This window comes from Thiobacillus sp. SCUT-2, from assembly GCF_035621355.1.
Lineage (GTDB): Bacteria > Pseudomonadota > Gammaproteobacteria > Burkholderiales > Thiobacillaceae > Thiobacillus > Thiobacillus sedimenti.
This window is the reverse complement of record NZ_CP141769.1, coordinates 2,417,632-2,442,121: the sequence shown is the minus strand read 5'-3', so window position 1 is coordinate 2,442,121 and position 24,490 is coordinate 2,417,632. Positions and strand designations below refer to the sequence as shown.

The 24,490-nt window shown below is 68.5% G+C and carries 26 protein-coding genes; 15 read left to right on the top strand and 11 right to left on the bottom strand.

The features are described from left to right. Positions 1-47: 47 nt before the first annotated feature. Positions 48-773: an energy transducer TonB gene (locus VA613_RS12210; protein ID WP_324779289.1), complete on the top strand. Its 726-nt coding sequence runs from the start codon at positions 48-50 to the stop codon at positions 771-773. Here VA613_RS12210 and cueR read toward each other — a convergent pair. The 4 genes from cueR to apaG form a co-directional block, all read right to left on the bottom strand. After that, positions 770-1,177: a Cu(I)-responsive transcriptional regulator gene (gene cueR / locus VA613_RS12205; protein ID WP_324779288.1), complete on the bottom strand. Its 408-nt coding sequence runs from the start codon at positions 1,175-1,177 to the stop codon at positions 770-772. The genes VA613_RS12210 and cueR overlap by 4 nt on opposite strands. After that, entirely contained in the window at positions 1,174-3,540 is a 2,367-nt protein-coding gene (locus tag VA613_RS12200) for a heavy metal translocating P-type ATPase (protein ID WP_324779287.1), read from the bottom strand. Before VA613_RS12200 ends, cueR begins: the two co-directional genes overlap by 4 nt. A gap of 113 nt (positions 3,541-3,653) precedes the next feature. Next, entirely contained in the window at positions 3,654-4,880 is a 1,227-nt protein-coding gene (mltA, locus tag VA613_RS12195) for a murein transglycosylase A (RefSeq protein ID WP_324781249.1), read from the bottom strand. 219 nt (positions 4,881-5,099) lie between these two features. Then, a complete protein-coding gene (gene apaG, locus VA613_RS12190; RefSeq protein ID WP_324779286.1) occupies positions 5,100-5,483 on the bottom strand; it encodes a Co2+/Mg2+ efflux protein ApaG in 384 nt (127 codons plus the stop codon). A 96-nt stretch (positions 5,484-5,579) separates the two neighbouring features. Between apaG and rpe the strand changes: the two genes are divergently transcribed. The 3 genes from rpe to trpE all read left to right on the top strand — a co-directional run bounded on the left by rpe (position 5,580) and on the right by trpE (position 8,607). Beyond that, positions 5,580-6,263, top strand: coding sequence for a ribulose-phosphate 3-epimerase (gene rpe, locus VA613_RS12185; protein ID WP_324779285.1), 684 nt, complete (start codon positions 5,580-5,582; stop codon positions 6,261-6,263). A gap of 86 nt (positions 6,264-6,349) precedes the next feature. After that, entirely contained in the window at positions 6,350-7,036 is a 687-nt protein-coding gene (locus VA613_RS12180; protein ID WP_324779284.1) for a phosphoglycolate phosphatase, read from the top strand. A 95-nt stretch (positions 7,037-7,131) separates the two neighbouring features. After that, a complete protein-coding gene (gene trpE, locus VA613_RS12175) occupies positions 7,132-8,607 on the top strand; it encodes an anthranilate synthase component I (RefSeq protein ID WP_324779283.1) in 1,476 nt (491 codons plus the stop codon). 16 nt (positions 8,608-8,623) lie between these two features. Here trpE and VA613_RS12170 read toward each other — a convergent pair whose 3' ends face one another. Continuing rightward, positions 8,624-9,919 carry a sigma-54 interaction domain-containing protein gene (locus tag VA613_RS12170; protein ID WP_324779282.1) on the bottom strand — a complete coding sequence of 432 codons (1,296 nt, stop codon included), beginning with the start codon at positions 9,917-9,919 and terminating at the stop codon, positions 8,624-8,626. A 155-nt stretch (positions 9,920-10,074) separates the two neighbouring features. On the opposite strand from VA613_RS12170, the gene VA613_RS12165 reads away from it, so the two are divergent. The 3 genes from VA613_RS12165 (at position 10,075) to VA613_RS12155 (ending at position 13,660) form a co-directional block, all read left to right on the top strand. Further along, on the top strand, positions 10,075-11,343 hold the full coding sequence (locus tag VA613_RS12165; protein ID WP_324779281.1) for an NAD(P)/FAD-dependent oxidoreductase: 1,269 nt from the start codon (positions 10,075-10,077) through the stop codon (positions 11,341-11,343). Positions 11,344-11,569: 226 nt separating this feature from the next. Continuing rightward, on the top strand, positions 11,570-12,964 hold the full coding sequence (locus VA613_RS12160; RefSeq protein WP_324779280.1) for a cytochrome C: 1,395 nt from the start codon (positions 11,570-11,572) through the stop codon (positions 12,962-12,964). A 51-nt stretch (positions 12,965-13,015) separates the two neighbouring features. Beyond that, complete coding sequence (locus VA613_RS12155; protein ID WP_324779279.1) at positions 13,016-13,660, top strand: c-type cytochrome; 645 nt, start codon at positions 13,016-13,018, stop codon at positions 13,658-13,660. Positions 13,661-13,693: 33 nt separating this feature from the next. Here the strand turns inward: VA613_RS12155 and VA613_RS12150 are convergent, their stop codons facing one another. The 4 genes from VA613_RS12150 to VA613_RS12135 are packed head-to-tail and all read right to left on the bottom strand — an operon-like array spanning position 13,694 to position 15,835. After that, positions 13,694-14,080 carry a hemerythrin domain-containing protein gene (locus VA613_RS12150; RefSeq protein ID WP_324779278.1) on the bottom strand — a complete coding sequence of 129 codons (387 nt, stop codon included), beginning with the start codon at positions 14,078-14,080 and terminating at the stop codon, positions 13,694-13,696. 11 nt (positions 14,081-14,091) lie between these two features. Next, positions 14,092-15,225, bottom strand: a complete 1,134-nt coding sequence (locus VA613_RS12145) for a hypothetical protein (protein ID WP_324779277.1) — start codon at positions 15,223-15,225, stop codon at positions 14,092-14,094. Positions 15,226-15,237: 12 nt separating this feature from the next. Beyond that, a complete protein-coding gene (locus tag VA613_RS12140; protein ID WP_324779276.1) occupies positions 15,238-15,489 on the bottom strand; it encodes a DUF2249 domain-containing protein in 252 nt (83 codons plus the stop codon). A 25-nt stretch (positions 15,490-15,514) separates the two neighbouring features. Beyond that, on the bottom strand, positions 15,515-15,835 hold the full coding sequence (locus VA613_RS12135; RefSeq protein ID WP_324779275.1) for a metal-sulfur cluster assembly factor: 321 nt from the start codon (positions 15,833-15,835) through the stop codon (positions 15,515-15,517). Positions 15,836-16,094: 259 nt separating this feature from the next. Between VA613_RS12135 and VA613_RS12130 the strand changes: the two genes are divergently transcribed. Genes VA613_RS12130 through trpC form a run of 3 tightly spaced genes read left to right on the top strand, consistent with a single transcriptional unit; the run spans position 16,095 to position 18,486 of the window. Next, positions 16,095-16,664 (top strand): anthranilate synthase component II, encoded by a 570-nt coding sequence (locus VA613_RS12130; protein ID WP_324781248.1) that lies wholly within the window; start codon positions 16,095-16,097, stop codon positions 16,662-16,664. Further along, positions 16,661-17,692 carry an anthranilate phosphoribosyltransferase gene (trpD, locus tag VA613_RS12125; protein WP_324779274.1) on the top strand — a complete coding sequence of 344 codons (1,032 nt, stop codon included), beginning with the start codon at positions 16,661-16,663 and terminating at the stop codon, positions 17,690-17,692. The genes VA613_RS12130 and trpD overlap by 4 nt, the downstream gene beginning before the upstream one ends. 5 nt (positions 17,693-17,697) lie before the next feature. Next, entirely contained in the window at positions 17,698-18,486 is a 789-nt protein-coding gene (gene trpC / locus VA613_RS12120; protein WP_324779273.1) for an indole-3-glycerol phosphate synthase TrpC, read from the top strand. Positions 18,487-18,507: 21 nt separating this feature from the next. Here trpC and VA613_RS12115 read toward each other — a convergent pair whose 3' ends face one another. Beyond that, a complete protein-coding gene (locus VA613_RS12115; protein WP_324779272.1) occupies positions 18,508-20,007 on the bottom strand; it encodes a helicase HerA-like domain-containing protein in 1,500 nt (499 codons plus the stop codon). Between the two features lie 125 nt (positions 20,008-20,132). On the opposite strand from VA613_RS12115, the gene VA613_RS12110 reads away from it, so the two are divergent. After that, positions 20,133-21,452 carry an NAD(P)/FAD-dependent oxidoreductase gene (locus VA613_RS12110; protein ID WP_324779271.1) on the top strand — a complete coding sequence of 440 codons (1,320 nt, stop codon included), beginning with the start codon at positions 20,133-20,135 and terminating at the stop codon, positions 21,450-21,452. Between the two features lie 18 nt (positions 21,453-21,470). Here the strand turns inward: VA613_RS12110 and VA613_RS12105 are convergent, their stop codons facing one another. After that, entirely contained in the window at positions 21,471-22,496 is a 1,026-nt protein-coding gene (locus VA613_RS12105; RefSeq protein WP_324779270.1) for an ROK family protein, read from the bottom strand. Between the two features lie 25 nt (positions 22,497-22,521). Between VA613_RS12105 and VA613_RS12100 the strand changes: the two genes are divergently transcribed. The 4 genes from VA613_RS12100 to ruvA are packed head-to-tail and all read left to right on the top strand — an operon-like array spanning position 22,522 to position 24,488. Beyond that, the gene (locus tag VA613_RS12100) at positions 22,522-23,253 is read left to right on the top strand and encodes a YebC/PmpR family DNA-binding transcriptional regulator (RefSeq protein WP_324779269.1); all 732 of its coding nucleotides are present in this window, start codon (positions 22,522-22,524) and stop codon (positions 23,251-23,253) included. Position 23,254: 1 nt separating this feature from the next. Beyond that, positions 23,255-23,770 (top strand): crossover junction endodeoxyribonuclease RuvC, encoded by a 516-nt coding sequence (gene ruvC / locus VA613_RS12095; RefSeq protein WP_324779268.1) that lies wholly within the window; start codon positions 23,255-23,257, stop codon positions 23,768-23,770. Next, positions 23,767-23,916, top strand: coding sequence for a hypothetical protein (locus VA613_RS12090; protein WP_324779267.1), 150 nt, complete (start codon positions 23,767-23,769; stop codon positions 23,914-23,916). The genes ruvC and VA613_RS12090 overlap by 4 nt, the downstream gene beginning before the upstream one ends. After that, entirely contained in the window at positions 23,913-24,488 is a 576-nt protein-coding gene (gene ruvA, locus VA613_RS12085) for a Holliday junction branch migration protein RuvA (RefSeq protein ID WP_324779266.1), read from the top strand. Before VA613_RS12090 ends, ruvA begins: the two co-directional genes overlap by 4 nt. Positions 24,489-24,490: the final 2 nt, after the last annotated feature.

Genomic DNA, 24,490 nt, shown 5'->3' with positions numbered 1-24,490 from the left:
GCGGTTTGCCATGACGGTGGAACCGTTTCTCCGCGGCACGCTCGACCGTGACTGCACGCTTCGATGAACCGACCATTCCGGCGCAGTTGCGGCGTCCGCTGGCGGCCCTCTGGATTTCACTCGGCCTGCATGTCGCCCTGATCGCGCTGGTGCAGGTCGCGCCGCCGGCCGGCGGCGCCCCGGACGAGCCGGTCATCGAGGTGCGGCTGGTGCCGCACGTGGCCGCGGCACGCGCGCGGTCCCCCCTGCCGCACGAACGGGAGCCCAGCGTCCTGCCCGCGCCGCAGCCGCCGGCACTCAAGCCGGAGGTTCGACTCGCGCCGAGTCCGGTTCCTTCCGCCGTGCCGGTCGCGCCGGCGCCGCCGGTCGCGGCGGCACCCGCGGCACCGTCTGCACCGGCTGTCGCGCCCGCCCCGGTCGCCGCCGCACCGGCGGCGGCGCCGTCTGCGACGCTCACCAGTTCGGTCGACCTCACCTATTACCGTGCGCGCGATCTCGACGTGCAGCCGCGCGCGCTGCGCGAGATCCGGCCGGACTACCCGGACGCGGCCGATCGCCAGCGGCTGTCCGGGACGCTCAGGCTGCAGCTGAAGCTGGAGGCGGATGGCCGCGTCAGCGACGTCGACGTCGTCAGCGCCAATCCGCCCGGCGTGTTCGACGATTCCGCGGTCAAGGCGTTCCGCGACGCGCGCTTCAGCCCGGCGCAGAAGAATGGCCGCCCGGTCCGCGCCCTCGTGTTGATCGAGGTCAAGTACGACTGGGAAGGGCGCTAGCGTCCCGTGGACGCGGGCGGTGCGGCGAGGCCCTGCAGGATGGGGCAGTCGGGACGGTGGTCGCCGCGGCAGGCTTGTGCAAGCGCGACCAGCGTGGTGCGCATTTCGCTCAGCGCCGCGATGCGGGCGTCGAGGTCGGCGATGTGCGCGTCGGCGAGGCGCTTGACGTCGGCGCTGGCGCGCGCCGGGTCGTCCCACAGTGAGACGAGCTGGCGGATCGACTCGAGCGCGAAGCCGAGGTCGCGCGCCCGGCGGATGAAGCGCAGCAGGTGGACGTCGCGCTCGCCATACTGCCGGTAGCCGGCGAGCGTGCGCCGGCTCGCGCGGATCAGGCCGATGCTTTCGTAGTGCCGGATCATCTTGGCCGACACGCCGCTGGCGCGGGCGGCTTCGCCGATGTTCATGCGGCCGGCCGCCAGCGCTTGAGCGTCAGCGCGTTGGTGACGACGCTGACGCTGGAGAAGGCCATCGCGCCGCCGGCGATCACCGGGTTCAGGAAGCCCAGCGCCGCCAGCGGGATGCCGACGACGTTGTAGACGAAGGCCCAGAACAGGTTCTGGCGGATCTTCGCGTAGGTGCGCTTCGAGATGTCGATCGCATCGGCCACCAGCGCGGGATCGCCGCGCATCAGCGTGATGCCGGCGGTGTGCATCGCGACGTCGCTGCCGGAGGACATGGCAATGCCGACGTCGGCCGCGGCCAGCGCCGGCGCGTCGTTGATGCCGTCGCCGACCATCGCCACCGTCGCGCCCTCGGCCTTCAGGGCCCCGACGTGCGCCGCCTTGTCGCCCGGCAGTACCTCGGCCAGCACGCGGTCGATGCCGAGCGCCGCCGCAGCGGTCTGCGCGGCGCCGCGGTTGTCGCCGGTCAGCATGACCGTCGCGACACCGTGCGCCGTGAGCTTGGCGACGGCCTGGCCGGCGGTCGGCTTCACCGCGTCGCCGAAGGCGAGCAGGCCGAGGGCGCGGCGATCGCGCGCGCGGGCGAGCCACGACACGGTGCGGCCGGCGGCCTCCAGGTCGGCGGCCTGCGTTTCGAGTTCTGCGGTGTCGACGGCGTTCTCGTCCATCAGCCGGCGGTTGCCGAGCCACACGGTCCCGCCCGCCACGTCACCCGCGATGCCGCGTCCCGGCAATGCCTCTTGTGCGCGTGCGGCCACCGGCGCGATGCCGGCGGCGGTGGCCTCGGCCAGCACGGCGCGCGCCAGCGGATGCTCGCTGCCCGCCTGCAGCCCCGCCGCGAGCGCGAGCACCTCGGCGCGGTCGTGGCCCGGTGCCGCGACGCAGGCGGCGACATGCGGCGTGCCGTCGGTGAGCGTGCCGGTCTTGTCGAACACGACGGTGCCGATCCGGTGCGCCAGCTCCAGCGCTTCCGCGTCCTTGATCAGGATGCCGTGGCGCGCGGCAACGCCGGTGCCCGCCATGATCGCGGTGGGCGTGGCGAGCCCGAGCGCGCAGGGGCAGGCGATCACGAGCACGGCGACGGCGTTGAGGATGGCGCGCTCGGTGTCGCCGCTCGCGGCCCACCAGCCGAGGAAGGTGAGGAGCGCGATCGCCATCACCACGGGCACGAAGACCGCGCTCACGCGGTCGACCAGGCGCTGGATCGGCGCCTTGGCCGCCTGGGCGTTCTCGACCAGGCGGATGATGCGGGCGAGCGTCGTCTCGGTGCCCACCGCGGTGGTGCGCGCCACCAGCACGCCGTGCGCGTTGATCGCGCCGCCGGTCAGGGCATCGCCTGGCTGCTTCTCGACCGGCAGCGACTCGCCGGTGAGCAGCGACTCGTCGACCTGGCTCGCGCCCTCGAGCACTTCGGCGTCGACCGGCACGCGTTCGCCGGGGCGGATCACCACGACGTCGCCGACGCGGATCGCGTCGATCGGCAGATCGCGGTCGACGCCGTCGTGGCGCACCCGCGCGGTGAGCGGGCGCAGCGCCTGCAGCGCCCGGATGGCCTCGGTGGTCTGGCGCTTGGCGCGCGCCTCCAGCCACTTGCCGAGCAGGACCAGGCTGATCACGACCGCCGACGCCTCGAAATAGAGGTGCGCAGGATCGGCGCGCGTCAGCAGGAGATAGACGGACAGCCCGTACGCCGCGCTGGTGCCGACCGCGACCAGGAGGTCCATGTTGCCGCTGCCGGCGATCAGCGCCTTCCAGCCGGCGCGGTAGAAGCGTGCGCCGAGCCAGAACTGCACCGGCGTCGCGAGCGCGAGCTGCAGCCAGCCTGGCAGCATCCAGTGGGCGCCGGCGAGGCCGGCGAGCATCGGCGCGATCAGCGGCAGCGACAGCGCCATCGCGAGCGCGACCGGCCACCAGTCGGGCAGGGTGGGTCGGGGAGCCGGCGCGGCTTCACCGGTCGGCAGCGGGAAGGCCGCGCCGTAGCCCGCGCGCTCGACGGCGGCGATGAGCGCGGCCGCCGGGGTGCCGCGGGCCAGCGTCACCGTGGCGCGCTCGGTCGCGAGATTGACGCTGGCGTCGAGCACGCCCGGCACCTTGGCGAGCGCCTTTTCGACCCGTGCGGAACAGCTTGCGCAGGTCATGCCGCTGATGTCGAGGCTGCACGATTCGGCGGGCACGCTGAAGCCGGCCTTCTCGATGGCCTGGCGCACGGCGTTCGGATCGGCGTCGCCCTCGACCGTGGCGGTTTCGGTCGCCAGGTTCACGCTGGCCTCGGTGACGCCGGGCACCTGCCTGAGCACTTTCTCGACCCGCGCCGCGCAGCTCGCGCAGGTCATGCCTTCGATGCCGATGGAAAGGGGGGCGGTCATGGCGGGCTCCTTGTCGATGCGATGGCTTGCACCGTAAACCTTGCCATTATGGGAAGGTCAAGAGGTGAGACAAGCGCCGCGCGGCGAGTTCACGGCCGCGTGGACGGGCCGCGTCAGCGGCGGACCGTGACCAGCGGATAGTCCTTCGGCAGCAGCACCCACATGCGGCCGCGCTGCTTCATGCGGCCGGCAAGCTCGCCGGCCGCATCGCCGAAGCCCCAGAAGAAATCGGCGCGCACGCCGCCGCGGATTGCGCCGCCAGTGTCCTGGGCCATGACCAGCCGGTTGAGCGGGGCGTTCGAGTTGGGCTGGGTGGTCGCGAGGAAAACCGGCGCGCCGAGCGGAATGTAGCGGGGATCGACGGCGATCGAGCGGCCGCCGGTCAGCGGGACGCCGAGCGAACCGAGCGGGCCGGGCAAGCCGTCGGGGAGTTCGCGGAAAAAGACGTAGCTGGGGTTGGCGGCCAGGAGCTCGGGCAGCTTGTCGGGGTGCTTCGCGCCCCAGTCCTTGATGCCCTGCATCGACGCCTGCTCCAGCTTCAGCGCGCCGCGTTCGACCAGGAGCCGGCCGATCGACTGGTAGGGATAGCCGTTCTGGTCGGCGTAGCCGACCCGCATGCGGCTGCCGTCGGGAAAGTCGATGCGGCCCGACCCCTGGACCTGCAGGAAGAACAGCTCGACCGGGTCATCGGCCCAGGCGATCGGCTTGCCCTTGAAGCCGCTGTCGCCGGCGGCGTCGATCTCCTTGCGCGTCAGGTAGGGCACCAGCTTGTTGCCGACTACCCGGCCGCGCAGTCGCAGGTTCTTCAGCTCCGGGTAGACGCTCGCGAGGTCCACCGTGATGAGGTCGTCGGGCGGGCCATAGAGCGGATAGCGGGCGCGCGCGGTGCGCACGCGATCGCCCTTCAGCACCGGCTCGTAGTAGCCGGTGACGAGGCCTTCGGCGCCGCCGTCCTCCTGGGTTGCCTGGTAGGGCTGGAAGCGCTGCTCGAAGAAGCTGCGCACGGCCTGCGCGTCGGGCGCCTGCATCGCGGCCGCGTCGGCGCAGACCGGTTGCCAGGCGCTGCGCTTGACGAGCGTGGAGCAGCTCTGCAGGAAGGCGCCCCACGCCTCGCTGGCATCGTCGTCGCGCCAGAAGCTCACCGCCGACCAGTTCACCGGCTTGAGCGTGGGATAGGCCACGGCAGGCGTGGGAATCAGCGCAGGCGGCGGCGCAGCTCCCGGGCCGGGGGTGGGTGCCGGCGTGGGGACGGGAGGCGCGACGGGGGGCGCCAGCGGCGGGTGCACCGCACAGGCCGACAGAAGCAGGACGAGCAGCCACGGGCTTGCGCGGAAAAACATCACGGGTGAAGATGGCTCAAAGCGATAACACGCGTCGAGTATACCAACGGAGGAACGCTTGCATGGAGACCCAGGGATTGGGCTGGCTTGTGCTGGAGGCGGGGATTGCGGTCGGTCTGCTGCTGTTCATCGTCTGGTGGACGATGATGAAGAAGTGAGTGGTGAGTGGTGAGCGGTGAGTGGGATGGGCCGCTGGCTGCTCCCCGCTTGCCGTTCACCCTAATGCAGCACGCGCGGCATCGCGAGCGTGAACTGGGGAATCTCGGCGTCGAATTTGTTGCCGTCTTCGGCGACCATCTGGTAGGTGCCGCGCATGGTGCCGACCGGCGTTCCCATCGCGGTTCCGCTGGTGTATTCGAAGTGCTCGCCGGGCCGCAGCAGCGGCTGCTCGCCGACGACGCCGAGGCCCTTCACTTCCTGCACGACATTGTCGGCGTCGGTGATGATCCAGTGGCGCGAGATCAGCTGCGCCGCCACGGTGCCCGTGTTGGCGATGGTGATCGTGTAGGCGAACACGTAGCGATCGGCAGAGGGGTCGCTCTGGTCGGCCAGGTAGGTCGTGTCGACGTTGATGCTGATCTGGTATTTCTTGCCTTCGGCCACGGCTCTGCTCGACGGGATGGAATGGGCGGAGTGTAACGCAATGCCATGGCGGGCTGTTAAAATGGGTGGGTTTCCCCAAAAATCCCGGAGCTTCCCATGACGTACCGCATCGCCCCGTCCATCCTGTCCGCCAACTTTGCCAAGCTCGGCGAGGAAGTCGACAACGTGCTCGCCTCCGGCGCCGACATCGTCCACTTCGACGTGATGGACAACCACTACGTGCCCAACCTCACCATCGGGCCGCTGGTGTGCGAGGCGCTCCGGAAGCACGGCGTCACCGCGCCGATCGACGTCCACCTGATGGTCAAGCCGGTCGACCGCATCATCCCCGACTTTGCCAAGGCCGGCGCCACCTACATCACCTTCCATCCGGAAGCGTCCGAGCACATCGACCGCACCATCGGCCTGATCAAGGAGAACGGCTGCAAGGCCGGCCTGGTGTTCAACCCCGCCACGCCGCTCGACGTCCTCGAATACACCCTCGACAAGATCGACATGGTGCTGCTAATGAGCGTCAACCCCGGCTTCGGCGGCCAGAAATTCATTCCCTACGTGCTCGACAAGGCGAAGAAGGTGCGCAAGATGATCGACGACCGCGGCCTCAAGGTCAGCCTCGAGATCGACGGCGGCGTCGGCCCGGCCAACATCGCCGAAGTGGCGCGTGCCGGCGTCGACACCTTCGTCGCCGGCTCGGCCGTGTTCGGCGCCGCCAAGGACAGCGACCCGCAGCGCTACAACAGCATCATCGCCGCGATGCGCGCGGAGCTTGCGAAGGTCTGAAAACCGGTAAGCGGGGAGCGGTAAGCGGCAAGCGGAGAAATTCGCGGACCGCACGGCTCACCGCTTGCTGCTCACCGCTTACTGACATGAAAAGCTTTCCCCTCCCCATCAAGGCCGTCGTCATCGACCTCGACGGCACCCTCCTCAACACGGCCCCCGACCTCGCATACTCCGCCGAGCTGATGATGGCCGAGCTTGGCCGCCCCTGTCCGTCGCTCGAGACGATCTCGACCTACATCGGCAACGGCGTGTCGCGCCTGGTCAAGCGCGTGCTTACCGGCGACATGGATGCCGAGCCCGATGCGGCGCTGTTCGAGCAGGCCATCGCCTCGTACAACAAGCATTACAGCGCGAACGTCTCGCGCCATTCGCAGCCCTTCCCCGGCGTCGTCGAAGGCCTGCAGGCGTTCAAGGCCATGGGCCTGCACGTCGCCTGCATCACCAACAAGGCCGCGGCGTTCACGCATCCGCTGCTGAAGGACACCGGCCTGTTCGACTACTTCGAGCTGATCCTCTCGGGCGACACGCTGCCCAGGCGCAAGCCCGACCCGCTGCCGCTGCTGCACGCCTGCGAGGCGTTCAAGGTGCAGCCGGCCGAACTGCTGCTGATCGGCGATTCGCTCAACGACACGCAGGCGGCGCGTGCCGCGGGCTGCCCGGTGTTCTGCGTGCCCTACGGCTACAACCGCGGACGCCCGGTCGCCGAGCTCGATCTCGACGCGGTCGTGCCGAGCCTCGCCGACGCGGCAAAGATGGTGACGAAGGCCGCCTGATCATGGAGAAAGCCGTGAACGACAAGCGATGGTGAAAGTGGAACGCCCCCCGCACGTTTCACCTTTTGCCATTCACTTTTTTTCACGGACTCACCATGACTGAACAGGACTTCTTCGACCTCGCCCGCCAGGGCTTCAACCGCATCCCGCTGGTGCGCGAGCTGCCCGGCGACCTGGAAACGCCGCTTTCCGTCTACCTCAAGCTCGCCAACGCGCCCTACGCCTACCTGCTCGAATCGGTGGTCGGCGGCGAGCGCTTCGGACGCTACTCCTTCATCGGCCTGCCGGCGCGCACCGTGCTGCGCGTGCGCGCGCACCTGCTGACGGTGGAGACCGACGGCCGGGTCGTCGAGGAGCACACGCTGCCCGACCCGCTGGCCTTCATCGCCGAGTTCCAGGCGCGCTTCAAGGCGGCGCCGGTGGCCGGCTTGCCGCGCTTCATGGGCGGGCTGGCCGGCTACTTCGGCTACGACACCATCCGCTATATCGAGAAGCGGCTTGCGGACACCCGCAAGGACGACGTGCTGCACACGCCCGACATCCTCTTGATGCTGACCGAGGAACTGGCGGTATTCGACAACCTGGCCGGCAAGCTCTACCTCGTTACCCACGCCGACCCGATGCAGCCGGATGCGTATGCGCAGGGCCACCTGCGTCTCGCCGAACTCGCCGACAAACTGCACGCGCCGGTGCATCTGCCGGCCGAGCCGGCGGCGTTGGAGGACGAACCGAGCTCGGAATTCGGCGAGGCCGAGTTCAAGGCGGCGGTTGCCAGGGCCAAGGACTACATCGCCGCCGGCGACGTCATGCAGGTGGTGCTCTCGCAGCGCATGGCGCGGCCGTTCGCCGCGTCGCCGCTGTCGCTGTACCGTGCGCTGCGCAGCCTGAATCCCTCGCCCTACATGTTCTTCTACGACCTCGGCGGCTTCCACATCGTCGGCTCCTCGCCGGAGATCCTGGTGCGCCTGGAGGGCGACACGGTCACCCTGCGGCCGATCGCCGGCACGCGCCCGCGCGGCCTCACGCGCGAGGACGACCAGCGCCTGGCCGAGGAACTGCTGGCCGATCCGAAGGAATGCGCCGAGCACCTGCAGCTGCTCGATCTCGGCCGCAACGACACCGGCCGCGTCGCGGTGACCGGCAGCGTCAAGGTCACCGAGAACATGCAGATCGAGCGCTACTCGCACGTCATGCACATCGTCTCCAACGTCGAGGGCAGGCTGAAGCCGGGCCTCACCGCGCTCGACGTGCTGCGCGCCAGCTTTCCGGCCGGCACGGTATCCGGCGCGCCCAAGGTGCGGGCGATGGAAATCATCGACGAACTCGAGCCGACCAAGCGCGGCATCTACGCCGGCGCGGTCGGCTACCTCGGCTTCAACGGCGACATGGATCTGGCGATCGCGATCCGCACCGCCGTGGTCAAGGACGGCATGCTCTACGCACAGGCGGGCGCCGGCATCGTCGCCGACTCCGTGCCGGCGAGCGAATGGATGGAGACGCTCAACAAGGCGCGCGCCGTGGTGCGCGCGGCCGAACTGGCGCAGGCGCGTTTCGGCTCGGTGACCGAGTGAGCGCGGGCCGGGGCATCTAGCCCTGGCCGAGGCCGTAGCGCTTGAGCTTGCGGTAGAGGGTGCGCTCGGTGATCCCGAGCGCGCTCGCGACGCGGCTGCGATGGCCGCGGTGCAGATCGAGCAGGGCGCGGATGCGCTCCCGTTCGACTTCGGCCGGCGGCGGCGCCAACGGGGCACCGGCGACCGGTGCGGCCGACAAACGCAGGTCGCCGCTGCGGATGATGCCGTCGCGGCAGGTCAGCACCGCGCGCTGCAGCACGTTGCGCAGCTCGCGCACGTTTCCCGGGAAATCGTAGGCCTGCAAGGCGGCCAGCGCGGCGGCGTCGAGCCGGCAGGCGGGGCGCGCGCCGGCGAGGCGCTTGAGCAGGAAGGCCGCCAGCGCCGGGATGTCCTCGCGCCGTTCGCGCAGCGCGGGCAGGCTCACGTCGATGCCGGCGAGGCGGTAATAGAGATCGAGCCGGAAGCGCTTCTCGTCCACCTCGTCCAGCAGCCGGCGGTTGGTGGCCGACACCAGGCGCACGTCGGCGCTCAGCGTCTGCGTGCCGCCGACACGGCGGAATTCGCCGGTTTCCAGCACGCGCAGCAACTTGGCCTGCAGGCCGAGCGGAATCTCCGCGACCTCGTCGAGAAACAGGGTGCCGGCATCGGCCAGCTCGAACAGCCCTTTCTTCAGCCCGCGGCTGCCCGAGAACGCCCCCTGCTCGTGCCCGAACAGTTCGCTTTCGAACAGCGTTTCCGGGACCGCCGCGCAGTTGATCACGATGAAGGCGCCGCCGGCGCGCGCCGAGCGTGCGTGGATGAAACGTGCGGCGAGTTCCTTGCCGACGCCGCTTTCGCCGTAGAGCAGGATAGACGCCTCGCTTTCGGCGACGCGTGCGAGGTGGTCGACGCAGGTCAGGAACGCGGGCGACTGGCCGACCATCTGCATGGCGTCGCAGTCGGAGCCGGGGTCGGCCTCGAGCGGATAGAGCTGCTCGCCTAGATAGCGCTCGCCGTTCGTGCCGCGCAGCGCGTGACCGCGAATGCGGGTGCGCTCGGGCTGGTTGTCGGCATGGTAGTGCGTATGCAGAACCTCGACGGCTTCGCCGCGTTCGAACAGCGCGCGGTGCGGGCACTGCTCGCCGTTTTCGTGGCAGGGCCGCGCGGCATGGTGCGAGATCGCGTAGCAGTGCTGGCCGACGATGGCCTCGGGCGAGGTGCCGTAGGCTTCCGCATAGCGCCGGTTCGCGGCGACGATGCGGTAGTCGCGGTCGATCACCACGAAGGGCTGGTCGTTCGCGTCGATCAATTCCTGCAGTTCGATCCGGGGCATGGCTGACAGTTGGTCATGACATGGACTGAATCTGACATGACATTCCTGTCATGTCAACGCAGCATGCCAGCGCGGCAAGCGGCTTTCGTGGCGCCGGTGGCCTGGCACGCCCCTTGCTGCCTGCCTCGCATCACCAACACAAGAGGAGAACGCACATGGCACATATCGTCATTCTCGGCGCCGGCATCGGCGGCATGACCATGGCCTACGAAATGCGCGAATCGGCGCGGGCCCAGGACAAGATCACCGTCATTTCCAACCTGCCGTATTTCCAGTTCACGCCGTCGAACCCCTGGGTCGCGGTGAACTGGCGCAAGCGCGACGACATCACCCTGCCGGCCGCGCCCTATCTCAACAAGAAGAACATCGATTTCATCGGCGTCGGCGCGGCGCGCGTTCATCCGGACAAGAACCAGGTCGAACTGACCGACGGCAAGGTCGTCGACTACGACTTCCTCATCATCGCGACTGGCCCCAAGCTCGCGTTCGACGAGGTGCCGGGACTGGGACCCGACGGCCATACCCACTCGATCTGCCAGGTCGAGCATGCGGTGAGTTCGGGCAAGGCGTGGGACGACTTCGTCAAGGCGCCCGGCCCGATCGTGGTCGGCGCGGTGCAAGGCGCGTCGTGCTACGGCCCGGCCTACGAATTCGCGATGATCATGGACACCGACCTGCGCAAGCGAAAAATCCGCGACAAGGTGCCGATGACCTTCGTCACCGCCGAGCCCTACATCGGCCATCTCGGCCTGGGCGGCGTGGGCGACTCCAAGGGGCTGATGGAATCGGCCATGCGCGACCGCCACATCAAGTGGATCTGCAACGCCAAGGTGACCAAGGTCGAGGCCGGCAAGATGTTCGTCGCCGAGCACAACGACAAGGGCGAGGTGGTCAAGGAGCACGAGCTGCCGTTCGCCTATTCCATGATGCTGCCGGCGTTCAAGGGCATCGATGCCGTGTTCGGGATCGAGGGGCTGACCAATCCGCGCGGCTTCATCGCCATCGACCCCTACCAGCGCAATCCCAAGTTCCCGAACATCTACTCGGTCGGCGTGTGCGTCGCCATTCCCCCGGTCGAGGCCACGCCGGTTCCGACCGGCACGCCGAAGACCGGCTACATGATCGAGTCCATGGTCACGGCGACCGCGCACAACATCCGCGCCGTACTCGACGGCGGCGAGCCGGTCGAGAAGGCGACCTGGAACGCCATCTGCCTGGCTGACTTCGGCGACACCGGCGCCGCCTTCGTCGCGCTGCCCCAGATTCCGCCGCGCAACGTGAACTGGTTCAAGGAGGGCAAGTGGGTGCACCTCGCAAAGGTCGCGTTCGAGAAGTACTTCATGCGCAAGATGAAGAAGGGCTCGACTGAGCCGCTGTACGAGAAATACGTGCTCGGCCTGATGGGCATCAAGAAGCTGAAGTAGGGCCTCCGGCTCCTCCCCTGAAAGCGCCTGCGGGCGCTTTTTTTTGCGCGTGCCTTGAATACGGGACATCCATGTCCTATTGTCGAACTGTTCGTTTTTGCAACGATGTTCGATATTGCGGAACCATTTCTCTCGTGCGTTGTATTTTGCATCAGCCGAGAGTTTCGGCGCAGGCGCCGGACGCGGCAGGCGGTGTTCGAAGATCGCTTTCTTGGGGAGAAGTCTCGTGGTTACCACCTTGTTCCGGCGTTCCATCCCGCGGTTGCGGGAAATTCTGTCGACATGGGCGGCTCTGGTGCTGCTGGGCCTGTGGTCGACGCCCAGCCATGCGGTCCCGGCCTTCGCCCGCCAGACCGGGCAGAACTGCCTCGCCTGCCATGCGGGGGGCCAGTTTCCCGAACTCACGCCCTATGGCCGTTTGTTCAAGCTCACCGGGTACACGCTCGGCAGCCGCGCGATCCCCCTCTCGGTGATGGCGGTCCTTGACTACACGGACGTCCGCAATCCCAAGGACTCGACCGGGGTGAAGGACACCACCGACTTCTACAAGAACGGGCAGCCGATATTCGACGTCGCCAGCGTGTTCCTCGCCGGCAAGATCACCGACAACCTCGGCCTGTTCGCGCAGGCGACCTACGCGAACTACGATCACCAGAACGGAAACAACGACTGGGTGGGTCACTTCGGCCCGGACAATACCGAGCTGCGCTACGCCGACCGCTTCATCTCACCCGGCAACGATCTGATCGTCGGCGCCTTCGCCAACAACAACCCAAGCATGCAGGACGTCTGGAACAGCTCGTCGGCCTGGGGCTACCCCTACGTCGGGCCGACATTCGCGCTCGGCGCGCCGGCGTCCCCGCTGCTGGATGGCGGGCTCGCTCAGAACGCGGTTGGCGCCGGCGTCTACGCATACTGGAACCAGACCCTGTACGGCGAATTCTCGCTGTACAAAACGGCAAACGGCCCCTTCGGGTTCCTCCATCCCTTCGACAATTCCCAGATCCTGAGGATCAAGGACGGGGCGCCGTACTGGAGGCTGGCGTACACCAAGGCGTTCGGCCCGCATAACATCATGGTGGGCACCTCGGGCCTGGTGGCCAGAATTCACGAGGGGACCGACACTGCGGCAAGCGACAGTACCCTGCCCACCGATCGCTTCCGCGACTACGGGGTCGACGCGCAATACCAGTACATCCTCGACCCGCATACGGTCACGGCCCACATCAGCTACATCCATGAAAACGTGAAGTGGGGTGACCAGGCTGCACTCGGCTACGACAACTCGAGCGACACGGTGAACGAGTTCAAGCTCAAGGGTGCCTACGTATACGACGCGAAGTACGGTGCAAGCCTGGCCTACCAGCAGACGACCGGCTCGACGGATGCCGGCCTTTACACGGACCCGACTGCAAGTGAAGTCGCGTTCAACGCCAACGGAAGCCCGAATACCACGGTGTGGATTCCGGAGGTGTTCTGGACGCCAGTGCAGTACGTGCGCATCGGCGCCCAGTACTGGCACTTCACCCGGTTCAGCGGCAGCAGCAACAACTACAACGGCGTCGGCCGCAATGCCAGCGACAACGACACGCTGTTCTTCTATGTCTGGGGTGCCTACTGACGCTGCCCGTCGGTTACTCAGCGCGCTTTTACTGACTTGAAGGAATCCAACATGAAGACAGCTTTGCATACGACCCTCGCCCTGGTCGTCGCGACCCTCGCTGTGGGCTGTTCGAGCCTGGAACGCTCGCGTGACACCGGCGACTCGCGGGTGTCGGGCAGGACGCTTGCCATGCAGGTCTGCTCGAACTGCCACGGCATCGACGGCAATTCGATCAACCCCAATTTCCCCAAGCTCGCGGGCCAGCAGGAGGATTACCTGGTCGCGCAATTGAAGTACTTCCGTGGCCACGACCGCTCCGATCCGGAAGGCTCCGAATACATGTGGGGGATCGCCCGCAAGCTGACGGACGAGCAGATCAAGGGGCTGGCGACATACTTCTCCCAGCAGAAGGATGCGCCCAACGTCGTCGGCAATGCGGCCCTCGTCGCCGAAGGCCGGTCCATCTTCGAAAACGGCATTCCCAAGGAACAGGTCGCCGCCTGCGCGGGATGTCATGGCCAGGCAGGCATGGGCAAGGGCACCTTTCCCCGCCTCGCGGGCCAGCATGCCGACTACATGATCAAGCAGCTCCACATCCTTTCGCAGACCGACCAGCGCCCTGCCGGCGCGGTGATGAAGCCGCTGGTCCACGGCCTGACGCCGAAGGACATGGTGGCCGTCACGACCTACCTGCAGGGCAGCGCGCCGCAATAAGGGCCGGCAGGGCGGCCTGCGGCGGCGCCCATCTCAAACCTCGAGCGCGCGCTCGATCGCCGGAAACAGCGTGCGCTCCTCGAACCGCACGTGGGCCGCGAGCTGCGCGCCGAACTCTGCCAGCGCTTCGGCGTCGTTGCGCCCGAGCCCGTCGAGCAGCGCGCGCAGCAAGCGATGCTCGTCGAGCGTGCGTTGCACGAGGGGCTGCGCTTCGGCGTCCAGGAGCCGCGGCAACAACGAACGTTCCTCGATGCGGAAGTGCGGCTCGAGCTCGACCGCGAACGCCCGGACGGCGCGTTCGCAGGTCTCGGCAATCTTCGCCGCGTCGCCCGACTGCGCCGCGCGCGCGCAGGCGCTGGCCAGGGAAAGGGCGCCGTGGTGCTCGCGCGAGAGGGGCTGCAGGAACGCGCTGCGCTTCATGCCGCGCGTCGTCAGGGTCCGGGGGACAGCGACGGCGGCGCGCCGGCGTGCCGCGGTGTCTTGCCGGCACGGTCCGCGCGCGCACCCCGCACGACGCTGGCGAGCGTGCCGAGGATGAACAGCACCAGCGCGGCGGCATTGAGGAGACCGCCGACGCTGCGCAGCCCGGGGTCGGCGAGGGCGTCGCCGGCGAGGCGCGCCAGCAGCGAGGCCTGCAGCGCCACGAGGGGCACGTAGAAGGACCAGTGGTACGGCATCTTCACCCGCGCGACCGCGGGGAAGATCACCGGCGCATGGCCGAACACCATGGAGAACACGAAGCCCACGAGGATGGCGTGCAGTACGGCGTCATACGCCAGGCCGGCGAGGCGTCCGGCCGCGAGCAGGGTCACCGCGCCGATGGCGAGCCAGGCGTAGCCGGAGAGCAGGCAGACGGCGATGAAGCGGGTCAGCCCGTGCGCCTTGACCGTGCGCCGCGCGATGTCCTGGCGCAAGAGCCACGCGGCCAGGGCGAGCAGGCCGGCGGCGTAGAGCGCGAGGCCCGCCGCGTGCCAGGTGAGGACACTGCCGGCCACGAGTGCCGCCAGGATCGCCGCGAAAACCCGCTTGGCCCCGGGCGTGGGCGGCAGGAAGCGCGACAGTTCGAGGCGTTCCCCGGCGATCGTCAGGACGAGGAAATTGATCCACAGCGCCACCACGCCGGGCAAGGGGGTTCCGGCCAGCCACAGCAGGTTGCCGGCCAGCCAGCTGAGCGCGCCGAGTGCCATGGTCGCCATGAAGAGCTCGCGCTGGCGCAGCGCGAGGCGTGTGGTGCCGGCGAAGAGGACGGCGCTGCCGAGCGCGATCGCCGCCGCACCGAGGGCCACAGGCAGACCGGCCAGCAGGACCGCGGCGCCGAGGCCGGTCAGCAGCGGCCCGCCATAGGCCCAGCGGCGCCCGATGGCGACGGCGCGCTCGAGCCCGATCACGGTGCCGAGGAAGCCGGACACCATCAGCGGGCCGTGCAGCAGCGCCAGTTCGGCCATGGGGCGCGGCACGTTCCAGCCGAGGCGGGCGAGGCCGGCCAGCACCCCCGACGCCAGGGCGGCGACGCCCAGCATCAGGAGCGGCAGGCGGAACGGGACGCCGAGGTCGCCGGTGCGCATGGCTTTCGGGCGTCAGGTGCAGCAGGGCGCGACGCGATCGATGCGCACCCGCCACACGTCCGGGCCGCTCTCGACGTATTCCCACTGGAATTCCCCCCCGTGCTCGGCCTGGAACTGGTAGTAGAGCGGCTTGGGGTCGTGGTCGTTGACCAGCAGCAGGGCCTCTCCGGGCGCCAGCTTGGAGAAGGTGCCGAAGATCAGGGGGTGGCGGTCGCGCGGCGCGATGGTGCGGACGTCGACGGTGGTTTGCGGGGGGGTCGTCATGCTCGGTCTCCTGTGGTTGCAAAAGTCATGTCCAGCCGAAATGGGCGCGTGCGTCCTCGCTCATCCGGTCGGGGCTCCAGGGCGGGTCCCACACCAGGGTGAGGTCGATTTCGACGCCGGCCGGCGCCAGGGCCTCCAGTGCGCGCTGGGCGTCCTCGAGGATCATTTCCCCCATCGGGCAGGCGGGGGAGGTCATGGTGAGGTCGACGTGCAGCTGTCCCGGCGTGACGTCGACGCCGTATACCAGCCCGAGGTCGACGATGTTCATCCCGACTTCCGGGTCGTCGACGCCGCGCAGCGCGGCGCGAACGTCGTCCGGGGTGAGCGTTCCAGGCTGCGTGGGCATCGGGTCCTCCATCAAGCTTTGCGTTGAATGCCTGTTCAATCTAGCACCGGACCGCCATTAAAGCAATATAAAAAATACTGCTTTAATGGCGGTCCGGTTCGATGGGGGGCGGGCACGGTGCGGGGCATGGCGGACAAGGGTTTGTGGCGTGTCCAATCTGGGCGACAATGACGGTTTTTCGCGCATGCAAACCCGCATCCGGACGCGCTCCGCCGCCAGCCGATGCGGGTGCCCGACCGAACCCGAGGATAGCCGCACCATGCTGCTGATGATCGACAACTACGACAGCTTCACCTACAACCTCGTGCAGTATTTCGGCGAGCTGGGCGAGGACGTCAAGGTGATCCGCAACGACGAGATCGACCTCGCCGGCATCGCCGCGTTGAAGCCGGACCACATCGTGGTCTCGCCCGGCCCCTGCACGCCGAACGAAGCCGGGGTGTCGGTGCCGCTGATCAAGGAGTTCGCCGGCAGGATTCCCATCCTCGGCGTCTGCCTCGGCCACCAGAGCATCGGCCAGGCCTTCGGCGGCAAAATCGTGCGCGCCAAGGAGCTGATGCACGGCAAGACCTCGATGATCCATCACCTCGACGTCGGCGTGTTCAAGGGCTTGCCCAATCCCTTCCGCGCGACCCGCTACCATTCGCTGGTGATCGAGCGCGAGTCGCTGCCCGACTGCCTCGAGATCACCGCTTGGACCGACGACGGCGAGATCATGGGGGTGCGCCACAAGACGCTGGCGGTCGAAGGCGTGCAGTTTCATCCCGAGTCCATCCTCACCGAGCATGGCCACGCGATGCTGGCGAACTTCCTGAAGGGCACGCGATGATCACGCCGCAGCAGGCGCTCGCGCGGCTGGTCGAACAGCGCGAAATCTTCCACGACGAGATGCTCTCGCTGATGCGCCAGATCATGCGCGGCGAGCTCACCCCGGTGCAGATCGCCGGCATCATCATGGGCCTCCGGGTCAAGAAGGAGACCGTCGGCGAGATCGCGGCGGCGGCGCAGGTGATGCGCGAATTCGCCGCCACGGTGCCGGCGCAGAACAGCGCCCATCTGGTCGACACCTGCGGCACCGGCGGCGACGCCGCGCACACCTTCAACATCTCCACCACCGCCGCCTTCGTCGCGGCGGCGGCCGGCGCGCGCGTCGCCAAGCATGGCGGGCGTTCGGTGTCCTCCACCAGCGGCAGCGCCGACGTGCTCGAGGCGCTGGGCGTCAACCTCGAGCTCACCCCCGAGGATGTGGCGGCAAGCATCGACGCGATCGGCATCGGCTTCATGTTCGCGCCGAAATTCCACGGCGCGATGAAGCACGCCGCGCCGGTGCGCCGCGAGCTGGGGGTGCGCACGATCTTCAACATCCTCGGGCCGCTGACCAACCCGGCGGGCGCGCCACACCAGTTGCTGGGCGTGTTCCACCCCGACCTCGTCGGCATCCTGGTGCGCGTCCTGCAACGCCTCGGCAGCCGCCACGTGATGGTCGTGCACGGCTCCGACGGCATGGACGAGATCACGCTCGCGGGCGAGACGCTGATCGGCGAACTGAAGGACGGCGAGGTGACCGAGTACACGATCCATCCGCGCGAATTCGGCCTCGAGACCTGTGGCAGCGAGGCGCTCAAGGTGTGGGATGCCGCGCAGGCGAAGGACAGGCTGCTCTCGGTGCTCGACAACCTTCCGGGACCGGCGCGCGACATCGTGCTGCTGAACGCCGGTGCCGCGATCTACGTGGCCGACCGTGCCGCCACGCTGGGCGAAGGCATCGAGCGCGCGCGCGACGCGATCGCCAGCGGCGCCGCACGCGAGAAGCTCAACCAGCTGGTGGCGTTTTCCCGCCGCGGCAAGGAGGCCTGAGCGCGATGGCCGACATCCTCGATAAGATCCTCGCCGCCAAGCGCAATGAAATTGCCGCCGGCCTCGCGGCGGTGCCGCTGGCGGAGATGAAGGCGCGCGCCGCGGCGGCTCCGCCGGCGCGCGACTTCGTCGGCGCCCTGCGCGCGAAGCTCGCTGCCGGACAGGCCGCGGTGATCGCCGAAATCAAGAAGGCGAGCCCGTCCAAGGGCGTGATCCGCCCGGATTTCCGCCCCGCCGAGATCGCCGCGAGCTACGAAGCGGGCGGCGCCGCGTGCCTGTCGGTGCTGACCGACCGCGACTATTTCCAGGGCAGCCCGGAATACCTGCAGGCCGCGCGCGCCGCATGCGGGCTTCCGGTGCTGCGCAAGGATTTCATCGTCGACCCCTACCAGGTCTACGAGGCGCGCGCCATGGGCGCCGACTGCATCCTGCTGATCGTCGCCGCGCTCGAACTGCCGGCGATGCAGGCGCTGGAAGCGCTGGCCCTGGACCTGGGCATGGCGGTGCTGGTGGAGTCGCACGATGCCGCGGAACTCGACGCGGCGCTCACGCTGAAGACGCCGTTGCAGGGCATCAACAACCGCAACCTGCGCACCTTCGAGGTGAGCCTCGACACCACGCTGTCGCTGCTGCCGAAAATCGGCAGCGACCGCATCGTCATCACCGAATCCGGCATCCTCGCGCCGGGCGATGTCGCCGTCATGCGCCGCCACGCCGTCAACGCCTTCCTGGTTGGCGAGGCCTTCATGCGCGCCGCCGATCCGGGCGCCGAACTCGCGCGGCTGTTCGCCTGAGCCGAAGCGGGCCGCGGCGCCTCAGCGCTTGCCGCCGAACAGGCTGCCCAGCACGCCGCGGATGATTGCGCGACCGACCTGGCTGCCGATCGAGCGGGCGGCCGACTTCGCCATCGCTTCGACCGCGCTTTCGCGGCGGCCTCCGCGCCCGCCGAGGATGTCTCCCAGCACGCCGCCGAGCGCGCCGCCCCCCGGCTGGGCCTCGGCCTGAGCCGGTTGCGCGGCCTGCGCCTGGGCGGCCGCCTGCTCGGCGCGCGCCTTCAGCGTCTCGTAGGCGGATTCGCGGTCGACGACCTTGTCGTAGACGCCGGCGACGAGCGAGGTCTGCATCAGCTGGCGGCGCTGCGCGTCGGTGATGGGCCCGATCTGCCCCTCTGGCGGCAGAATGAAGGCGCGCTCGACCACGCCGGGTCGCCCCTTCGCATCGAGGAAGGACACCAGCGCCTCGCCGACGCCCAGTTCGGCGATGGCAGTCGCTTCGTCGAGCTCCGGGTTGTCGCGCATGGTCTCGGCGGCGGCGCGCACGGCCTTCTGGTCGCGCGCGGAGAAGGCACGCAGCGCGTGCTGCACGCGGTTGCCCAGCTGCGAGAGCACCTTGTCCGGCACGTCGGCCGGATTCTGCGTGACGAAATAGACGCCGACGCCCTTGGAGCGGATCAGCCGCACCACCTGCTCGATCTTGTCCACCAGCGCGCCGGGGGCATCGGTGAAGAGCAGGTGCGCCTCGTCGAAGAAGAACACCAGCTTGGGCTTGTCGAGGTCGCCCGCCTCGGGGAGTTTCTCGAACAGTTCCGACAGCAGCCAGAGCAGCAGCGTGGCGTACATCTTGGGCGACTGCATCAGGCGGTCGGCGGCCAGGATGTTGATGACGCCGCGTCCGCGATCGGTCTGGATCAGGTCGTCGATGTTGAGCATCGGCTCGCCGAAGATCTGCTCGCCGCCCTGCGATTCGAGCGCCAGCAGGCCGCGCTGGATCGCCCCGATCGAGGCCGAGGACACATTGCCGTATTCGGTGGTGAATTCCTTCGCGTGCTCGCCGACGAAGGCGAGCATGGCGCGCAGGTCCTTCAAATCCAGCAGCAGGAGGCCGTTGTCGTCGGCCACCTTGAAGACCAGGTTGAGCACCCCGCCCTGGGTCTCGTTGAGGTCGAGCATGCGGCCCAGCAGCAGGGGGCCCATGTCGGACACGGTGGCGCGCACCGGATGCCCGGCTGCGCCGAAAGGGTCCCAGAAGGTGACCGGGTAGCCCTGGTGCTGGAAGCCCTCGAGCTTGAGCGCGGCCACGCGCTCCTCGACCTTGGCATTGCCGCCGCCGGGCTGCGACACGCCCGACAGGTCGCCCTTCACGTCGGACATGAAGCAGGGGACGCCTATGCTGGAGAAATGCTCGGCCAGCGTCTGCAGCGTGACGGTCTTGCCGGTGCCCGTGGCGCCGGTCACGAGGCCGTGGCGGTTGGCCATCTGCGGGAGCAGGAAGAGGTCGGCGGTGGCGTTCCTGGCGATCAGCAGGGGAGCGGTCATGGCAGTGTCCGGTTCGTCGATCGCCCGATTTTAGCGAGTTGCAGGCGGCGCAGCGGCGGTTTGTATAGAAGCGATCGCTAATATTCCGGGTATCATTGCGCCCGAACGATAAGAAGGAGAAGTTTGTGGGACCTGAACAGCAGCCGCATGAGATCGTCATCGTGGGGGGCGGCGCCGGGGGACTGGAACTCGCCACCCGCCTGGGCGACAAGCTGGGCAAGAAGAAGCGCGCCAACATCACGCTGATCGACGCCTCGCCGTCGCATATCTGGAAACCGCTGCTCTACGAAGTCGCGGCCGGCAGCCTCGATTCCTACGCCGAGCGTCTCGAATACCTCGCGCAGGGCCACTGGCATGGCTTCACCTTCCGCCTTGGCCGCATGGAGGGTCTCGACCGGCAGCGCCAGGAGGTCAGCGTCGCGCCGACCTTCGACGAGGAGGGCCGCGAGATCATTCCGCGCCGCACCTTCCGCTACGACACGCTGATCATCGCCGTGGGCTCGGTCGGCAACGACTTCGGCGTGCCGGGCGTGAAGGAGCACTGCATCATGCTCGACACGCCCGAGCAGGCGCGCGAGTTCCATCGCCGCCACATCAACGCCTGTTTGCGCGCCAACACGCAGACCGAGCCGGTCGCACCGGGCCAGCTCACGGTCGGCATCGTCGGCGCAGGTGCCACCGGCGTCGAGCTTGCGGCCGAACTGCACGACACGACGCGCGAACTGTCGTCCTACGGCATGGAAAACATCGAGCCGGAGAAGAGCCTGAAGCTCCTGATCGTCGAAGCGTCCGACCGCATCCTGCCGGGGCTGCCGCCGCGCCTGTCGGTGGCGGCCGCCGAGCGTCTCGCCGAGCTCGGCGTCGAGATGCACGTGCGCGAGCGCATCGTCGAGGTGCGCCACGACGGCATGCTCACCGCCGACGGCAAGTTCATCCCGGCCAGCATGATGGTGTGGTCGGCTGGCATCAAGGCACCCGACTTCCTCAGGGACATCGACGGGCTCGAAACCAACCGCATCAACCAGCTCGTCGTCCGGCCCACCCTGCAGACCACGCGCGACGACGCCATCTTCGCCTTCGGCGACTGCGCGGCCTGCCCCATGCCGAATGGCGGCTTCGTGCCGCCGCGCGCCCAGGCGGCGCACCAGCAGGCGTCGATGCTGGTGAAGTCGATCTGCCGCCGGCTGCGCGGGAGGCCGCTGCCCGAATACCGCTATCGCGACTACGGCTCGCTGGTCGCGCTCGGACGCTTCTCGACCGTCGGTAACCTGATGGGCACGCTGACCGGCGGCAGCATCATGATCGAGGGCGTGATGGCGCGGCTGGTGTACTGGTCGCTGCACAAGATGCACGAAGTCGCGCTGCACGGCTGGTTCAAGACCTCGCTCACCACTTACGCACACTTCATCAGCACGCCGACGCGGGCGCGGATCAAGCTGCACTGAGCCTGCATTAGGGCGTTGCTACGCCTCCCACAGCCACGCCGCCCCCCGCCCGCCGCTGGAGTCGCCATGCGTCGGCGGCACCAGCTTCGTATCGACGCGGTCGGAAAACACGTAGCGTGGCCACAGCCGCGGCACGGTGTCGTACAGCCGCTCGATGTTGGAAAGCCCGCCGCCCAGTACGATCACATCCGGGTCGATCAGGTTGATCACGCTGGCGAGCGCGCGCGCCAGCCTTTCCTCGTAGCGCGCCAGCGTCGCGCTGCACGGGCCGTAGCCGGCCGCCGCGAGCTGCGCGATCTCGTGCGCCGGCAGGTCCTCGCCGCCGTAGCGCACGTGGTCGGCGGCGAACGCCGGCCCCGACAGCCAGGTCTCGATGCAGCCCTTCTTGCCGCAGTAGCATGCCGGCGCGGCGTCGAGTTCGCGCGGGCTCGGCCAGGGATGCAGGATGGGCTCGCCGGTCGCCGGATGCTGGCCGGTGCCGTCGCGATCGGACGGCGCTGCGGCGAACTGGAAGTAGGGCAGCGGCGAATGGCCCCATTCACCGGCGATCGCATTCGCGCCCTTGAGCAGTTGCCCGCGCACCACCACGCCGCCGCCGACCCCGGTGCCGAGGATGACGCCGAATACCGTATCCGCGCCGGCACCCGATCCGTCGACGGCCTCCGACAGCGCGAAGCAGTCGGCGTCGTTGGCGAGCCGCACTTCACGGTTGAGCGCGCGTTCGAGGTCCTCCTGCAGCGGCTGGCCATTGAGGCAGGTCGAGTTGCAGTTCTTCATCCGGTCGCTGGCGGGCGAGATCGCGCCGGGGGTGCCGATGCCGACGCTGCCGGGCTGCCCGAGTTCGACTTCGGCCGCGTGCACCAGGGCGGCGACCGCGGCCACCGTGGCGAGATAGTCGCCCTGCGGCGTCGGCACGCGGCGGCGCAGGATTTCGCGGCCCCCGCCGTCGAGCGCGACGAGCTCGATCTTGGTGCCGCCGAGATCGACGCCAAGCCTAACGGTCGGGGGGCGGAGGGCGGGGGCTGCGGTGCTAAAATCGCGCATTACGTTTTTTTGCGTCGGAATCAACATGGCAGGACATTCGAAGTGGGCCAACATCCAGCACCGCAAGGGTCGCCAGGATGCCAAGCGCGGCAAGATCTTCACCAAGCTTATCAAGGAAATCACCGTGGCCGCCAAGATGGGCGGCGGCGACCCCGCGATGAACCCGCGGCTGCGGCTGGCGATCGAGAAGGGCAAGGCCGACTCGTTGCCGAAGGACAACATTGAAAACGCGATCAAGCGCGGCACCGGCCAGCTCGAAGGGGTGAACTACGAGGAAGCGCGCTACGAGGGCTACGGCATCGGCGGCGTCGCGGTGATGGTCGACTGCCTCACCGACAACAAGGTGCGGACCGTCGCCGACGTGCGCCACGCCTTCGTCAAGCACGGCGGCAACATGGGCACCGACGGCTGCGTGGCGTTCCAGTTCAAGCACGTTGGCCAGATCATCCTGGAGCCGGGCGCGAGCGAAGAGGCGGTGATGGAAGTCGCGCTCGATGCCGGCGCCGACGACATCATCCCCAACGAGGACGGCTCGATCGAGGTGCTGACCTCACCCGACCCCAAGGCCTTCGAGGCGGTGAAGGAGGCGCTCGAGAAGGCGGGTTTCAAGCCGGCCGTGGCCGAGATCACCATGCGCCCCGAGGCCGAGACCGAACTCGCCGGCGACGACGCGGTGAAGATGCAGAAGATCCTGGACGCGCTCGAAAGTCTCGACGACGTGCAGGAGGTCTACACCAACGCCGTGCTGCCGGAGTAACTTGCGCATTCTCGGCATCGACCCCGGCTTGAGGCTCACCGGCTTCGGGGTCATCGAGCAGACCGGGCAGAAGCTCGCCTACGTCGCGAGCGGCGTCATCAAGAGCGGCGAGGGCGAGCTGCCAACGCGGCTCGGCGTCCTGTTCGCCGGGCTCAACGAGGTGATCGCCACCTACCGCCCCGACACCTGCGCGGTCGAGATCGTCTTCGTCAACGTCAACCCGCAATCGACGCTGCTGCTCGGGCAGGCGCGCGGCGCCGCGATCTGCGCCGCGGTGACGAACGAACTCATGGTCGCCGAATACACCGCCTTGCAGATCAAGCAGGCCGTCGTCGGGCACGGCAAGGCGGCCAAGGAGCAGGTGCAGGAGATGGTCAAGCGCCTGCTCGCGCTGCCGGCAGCCCCCAAGGCCGATGCGGCCGATGCGCTCGCGTGCGCCATCGCCCACGCACACGGCAGCCGCCTGGGCACGCAGTCGACCGCGGGCTATCGCGTCAAGGGCGGGCGGCTGGTATGAGCGCCGCCGCGGGGCCGGTCGAGCCGACGCGCGCGCGGCTCGCCAGTCCCGTCGTGTGCGATCTTCCGGCGACGCATGTTCAGGCGCTGATGCTTGCGGCTATGCTGATGTACACGGAGAACTCGAAGATGGGCCAAGCCCGATGATCGGAAGAATCTGCGGCATCCTCGCCGCCAAACAGCCGCCGCAGGTGCTGGTCGACGTGAACGGCGTCGGCTACGAAATCGACGTGCCGATGAGCACCTTCTACAACCTGCCGGCGACGGGCGAGAAGGTCTGCCTGCTTACCCATCTCGCGGTCCGCGAGGATGCGCACCTGCTGTACGGCTTCGGCAGCGAGACCGAGCGTGCCGCGTTCCGCGAACTGCTGAAGGTTTCGGGCATCGGCGCCAAGACCGCGTTGTCGGTGCTGTCCGGGCTGTCGGTCAACGACCTGTCGGCGGCGATCGCCGCGCAGGAAGTCGGCCGCCTCGTCAAGGTGCCCGGCATCGGCAAGAAGACCGCCGAGCGCCTGCTGCTGGAGCTGAAGGGCAAGCCGGTGTTCGCCGGCGCAATCGCTGCGGCGGGGCCGGCCGGCGTGTCCGACGACGTCCGCCAGGCGCTGCTCGCGCTCGGCTACAACGAACGTGAGACGAACGAGGCGCTGCGCCAGCTGCCGGCCGATCTTCCGGTCGGCGAGGCGATCCGGCAGGCGCTGCGGCTCTTGTCGAAATCCTGATT

Excerpts from the sequence above, each read along its gene's own strand:
- VA613_RS12100 (WP_324779269.1), top strand. The coding sequence starts at position 22,522 with ATGGCAGGACATTCGAAGTGGGCCAACATCCAGCACCGCAAGGGTCGC.
- ruvA (WP_324779266.1), top strand. The coding sequence starts at position 23,913 with ATGATCGGAAGAATCTGCGGCATCCTCGCCGCCAAACAGCCGCCGCAG.
- VA613_RS12165 (WP_324779281.1), top strand. The coding sequence starts at position 10,075 with ATGGCACATATCGTCATTCTCGGCGCCGGCATCGGCGGCATGACCATG.
- mltA (WP_324781249.1), bottom strand. The coding sequence starts at position 4,880 with ATGTTTTTCCGCGCAAGCCCGTGGCTGCTCGTCCTGCTTCTGTCGGCC.
- trpD (WP_324779274.1), top strand. The coding sequence starts at position 16,661 with ATGATCACGCCGCAGCAGGCGCTCGCGCGGCTGGTCGAACAGCGCGAA.
- VA613_RS12200 (WP_324779287.1), bottom strand. The coding sequence starts at position 3,540 with ATGACCGCCCCCCTTTCCATCGGCATCGAAGGCATGACCTGCGCGAGC.
- VA613_RS12090 (WP_324779267.1), top strand. The coding sequence starts at position 23,767 with ATGAGCGCCGCCGCGGGGCCGGTCGAGCCGACGCGCGCGCGGCTCGCC.
- trpC (WP_324779273.1), top strand. The coding sequence starts at position 17,698 with ATGGCCGACATCCTCGATAAGATCCTCGCCGCCAAGCGCAATGAAATT.
- VA613_RS12180 (WP_324779284.1), top strand. The coding sequence starts at position 6,350 with ATGAAAAGCTTTCCCCTCCCCATCAAGGCCGTCGTCATCGACCTCGAC.
- VA613_RS12150 (WP_324779278.1), bottom strand. The coding sequence starts at position 14,080 with ATGAAGCGCAGCGCGTTCCTGCAGCCCCTCTCGCGCGAGCACCACGGC.
- VA613_RS12145 (WP_324779277.1), bottom strand. The coding sequence starts at position 15,225 with ATGCGCACCGGCGACCTCGGCGTCCCGTTCCGCCTGCCGCTCCTGATG.
- cueR (WP_324779288.1), bottom strand. The coding sequence starts at position 1,177 with ATGAACATCGGCGAAGCCGCCCGCGCCAGCGGCGTGTCGGCCAAGATG.
- VA613_RS12135 (WP_324779275.1), bottom strand. The coding sequence starts at position 15,835 with ATGCCCACGCAGCCTGGAACGCTCACCCCGGACGACGTTCGCGCCGCG.
- VA613_RS12170 (WP_324779282.1), bottom strand. The coding sequence starts at position 9,919 with ATGCCCCGGATCGAACTGCAGGAATTGATCGACGCGAACGACCAGCCC.
- VA613_RS12130 (WP_324781248.1), top strand. The coding sequence starts at position 16,095 with ATGCTGCTGATGATCGACAACTACGACAGCTTCACCTACAACCTCGTG.
- VA613_RS12140 (WP_324779276.1), bottom strand. The coding sequence starts at position 15,489 with ATGACGACCCCCCCGCAAACCACCGTCGACGTCCGCACCATCGCGCCG.
- VA613_RS12115 (WP_324779272.1), bottom strand. The coding sequence starts at position 20,007 with ATGACCGCTCCCCTGCTGATCGCCAGGAACGCCACCGCCGACCTCTTC.
- VA613_RS12155 (WP_324779279.1), top strand. The coding sequence starts at position 13,016 with ATGAAGACAGCTTTGCATACGACCCTCGCCCTGGTCGTCGCGACCCTC.
- rpe (WP_324779285.1), top strand. The coding sequence starts at position 5,580 with ATGACGTACCGCATCGCCCCGTCCATCCTGTCCGCCAACTTTGCCAAG.
- trpE (WP_324779283.1), top strand. The coding sequence starts at position 7,132 with ATGACTGAACAGGACTTCTTCGACCTCGCCCGCCAGGGCTTCAACCGC.
- VA613_RS12105 (WP_324779270.1), bottom strand. The coding sequence starts at position 22,496 with ATGCGCGATTTTAGCACCGCAGCCCCCGCCCTCCGCCCCCCGACCGTT.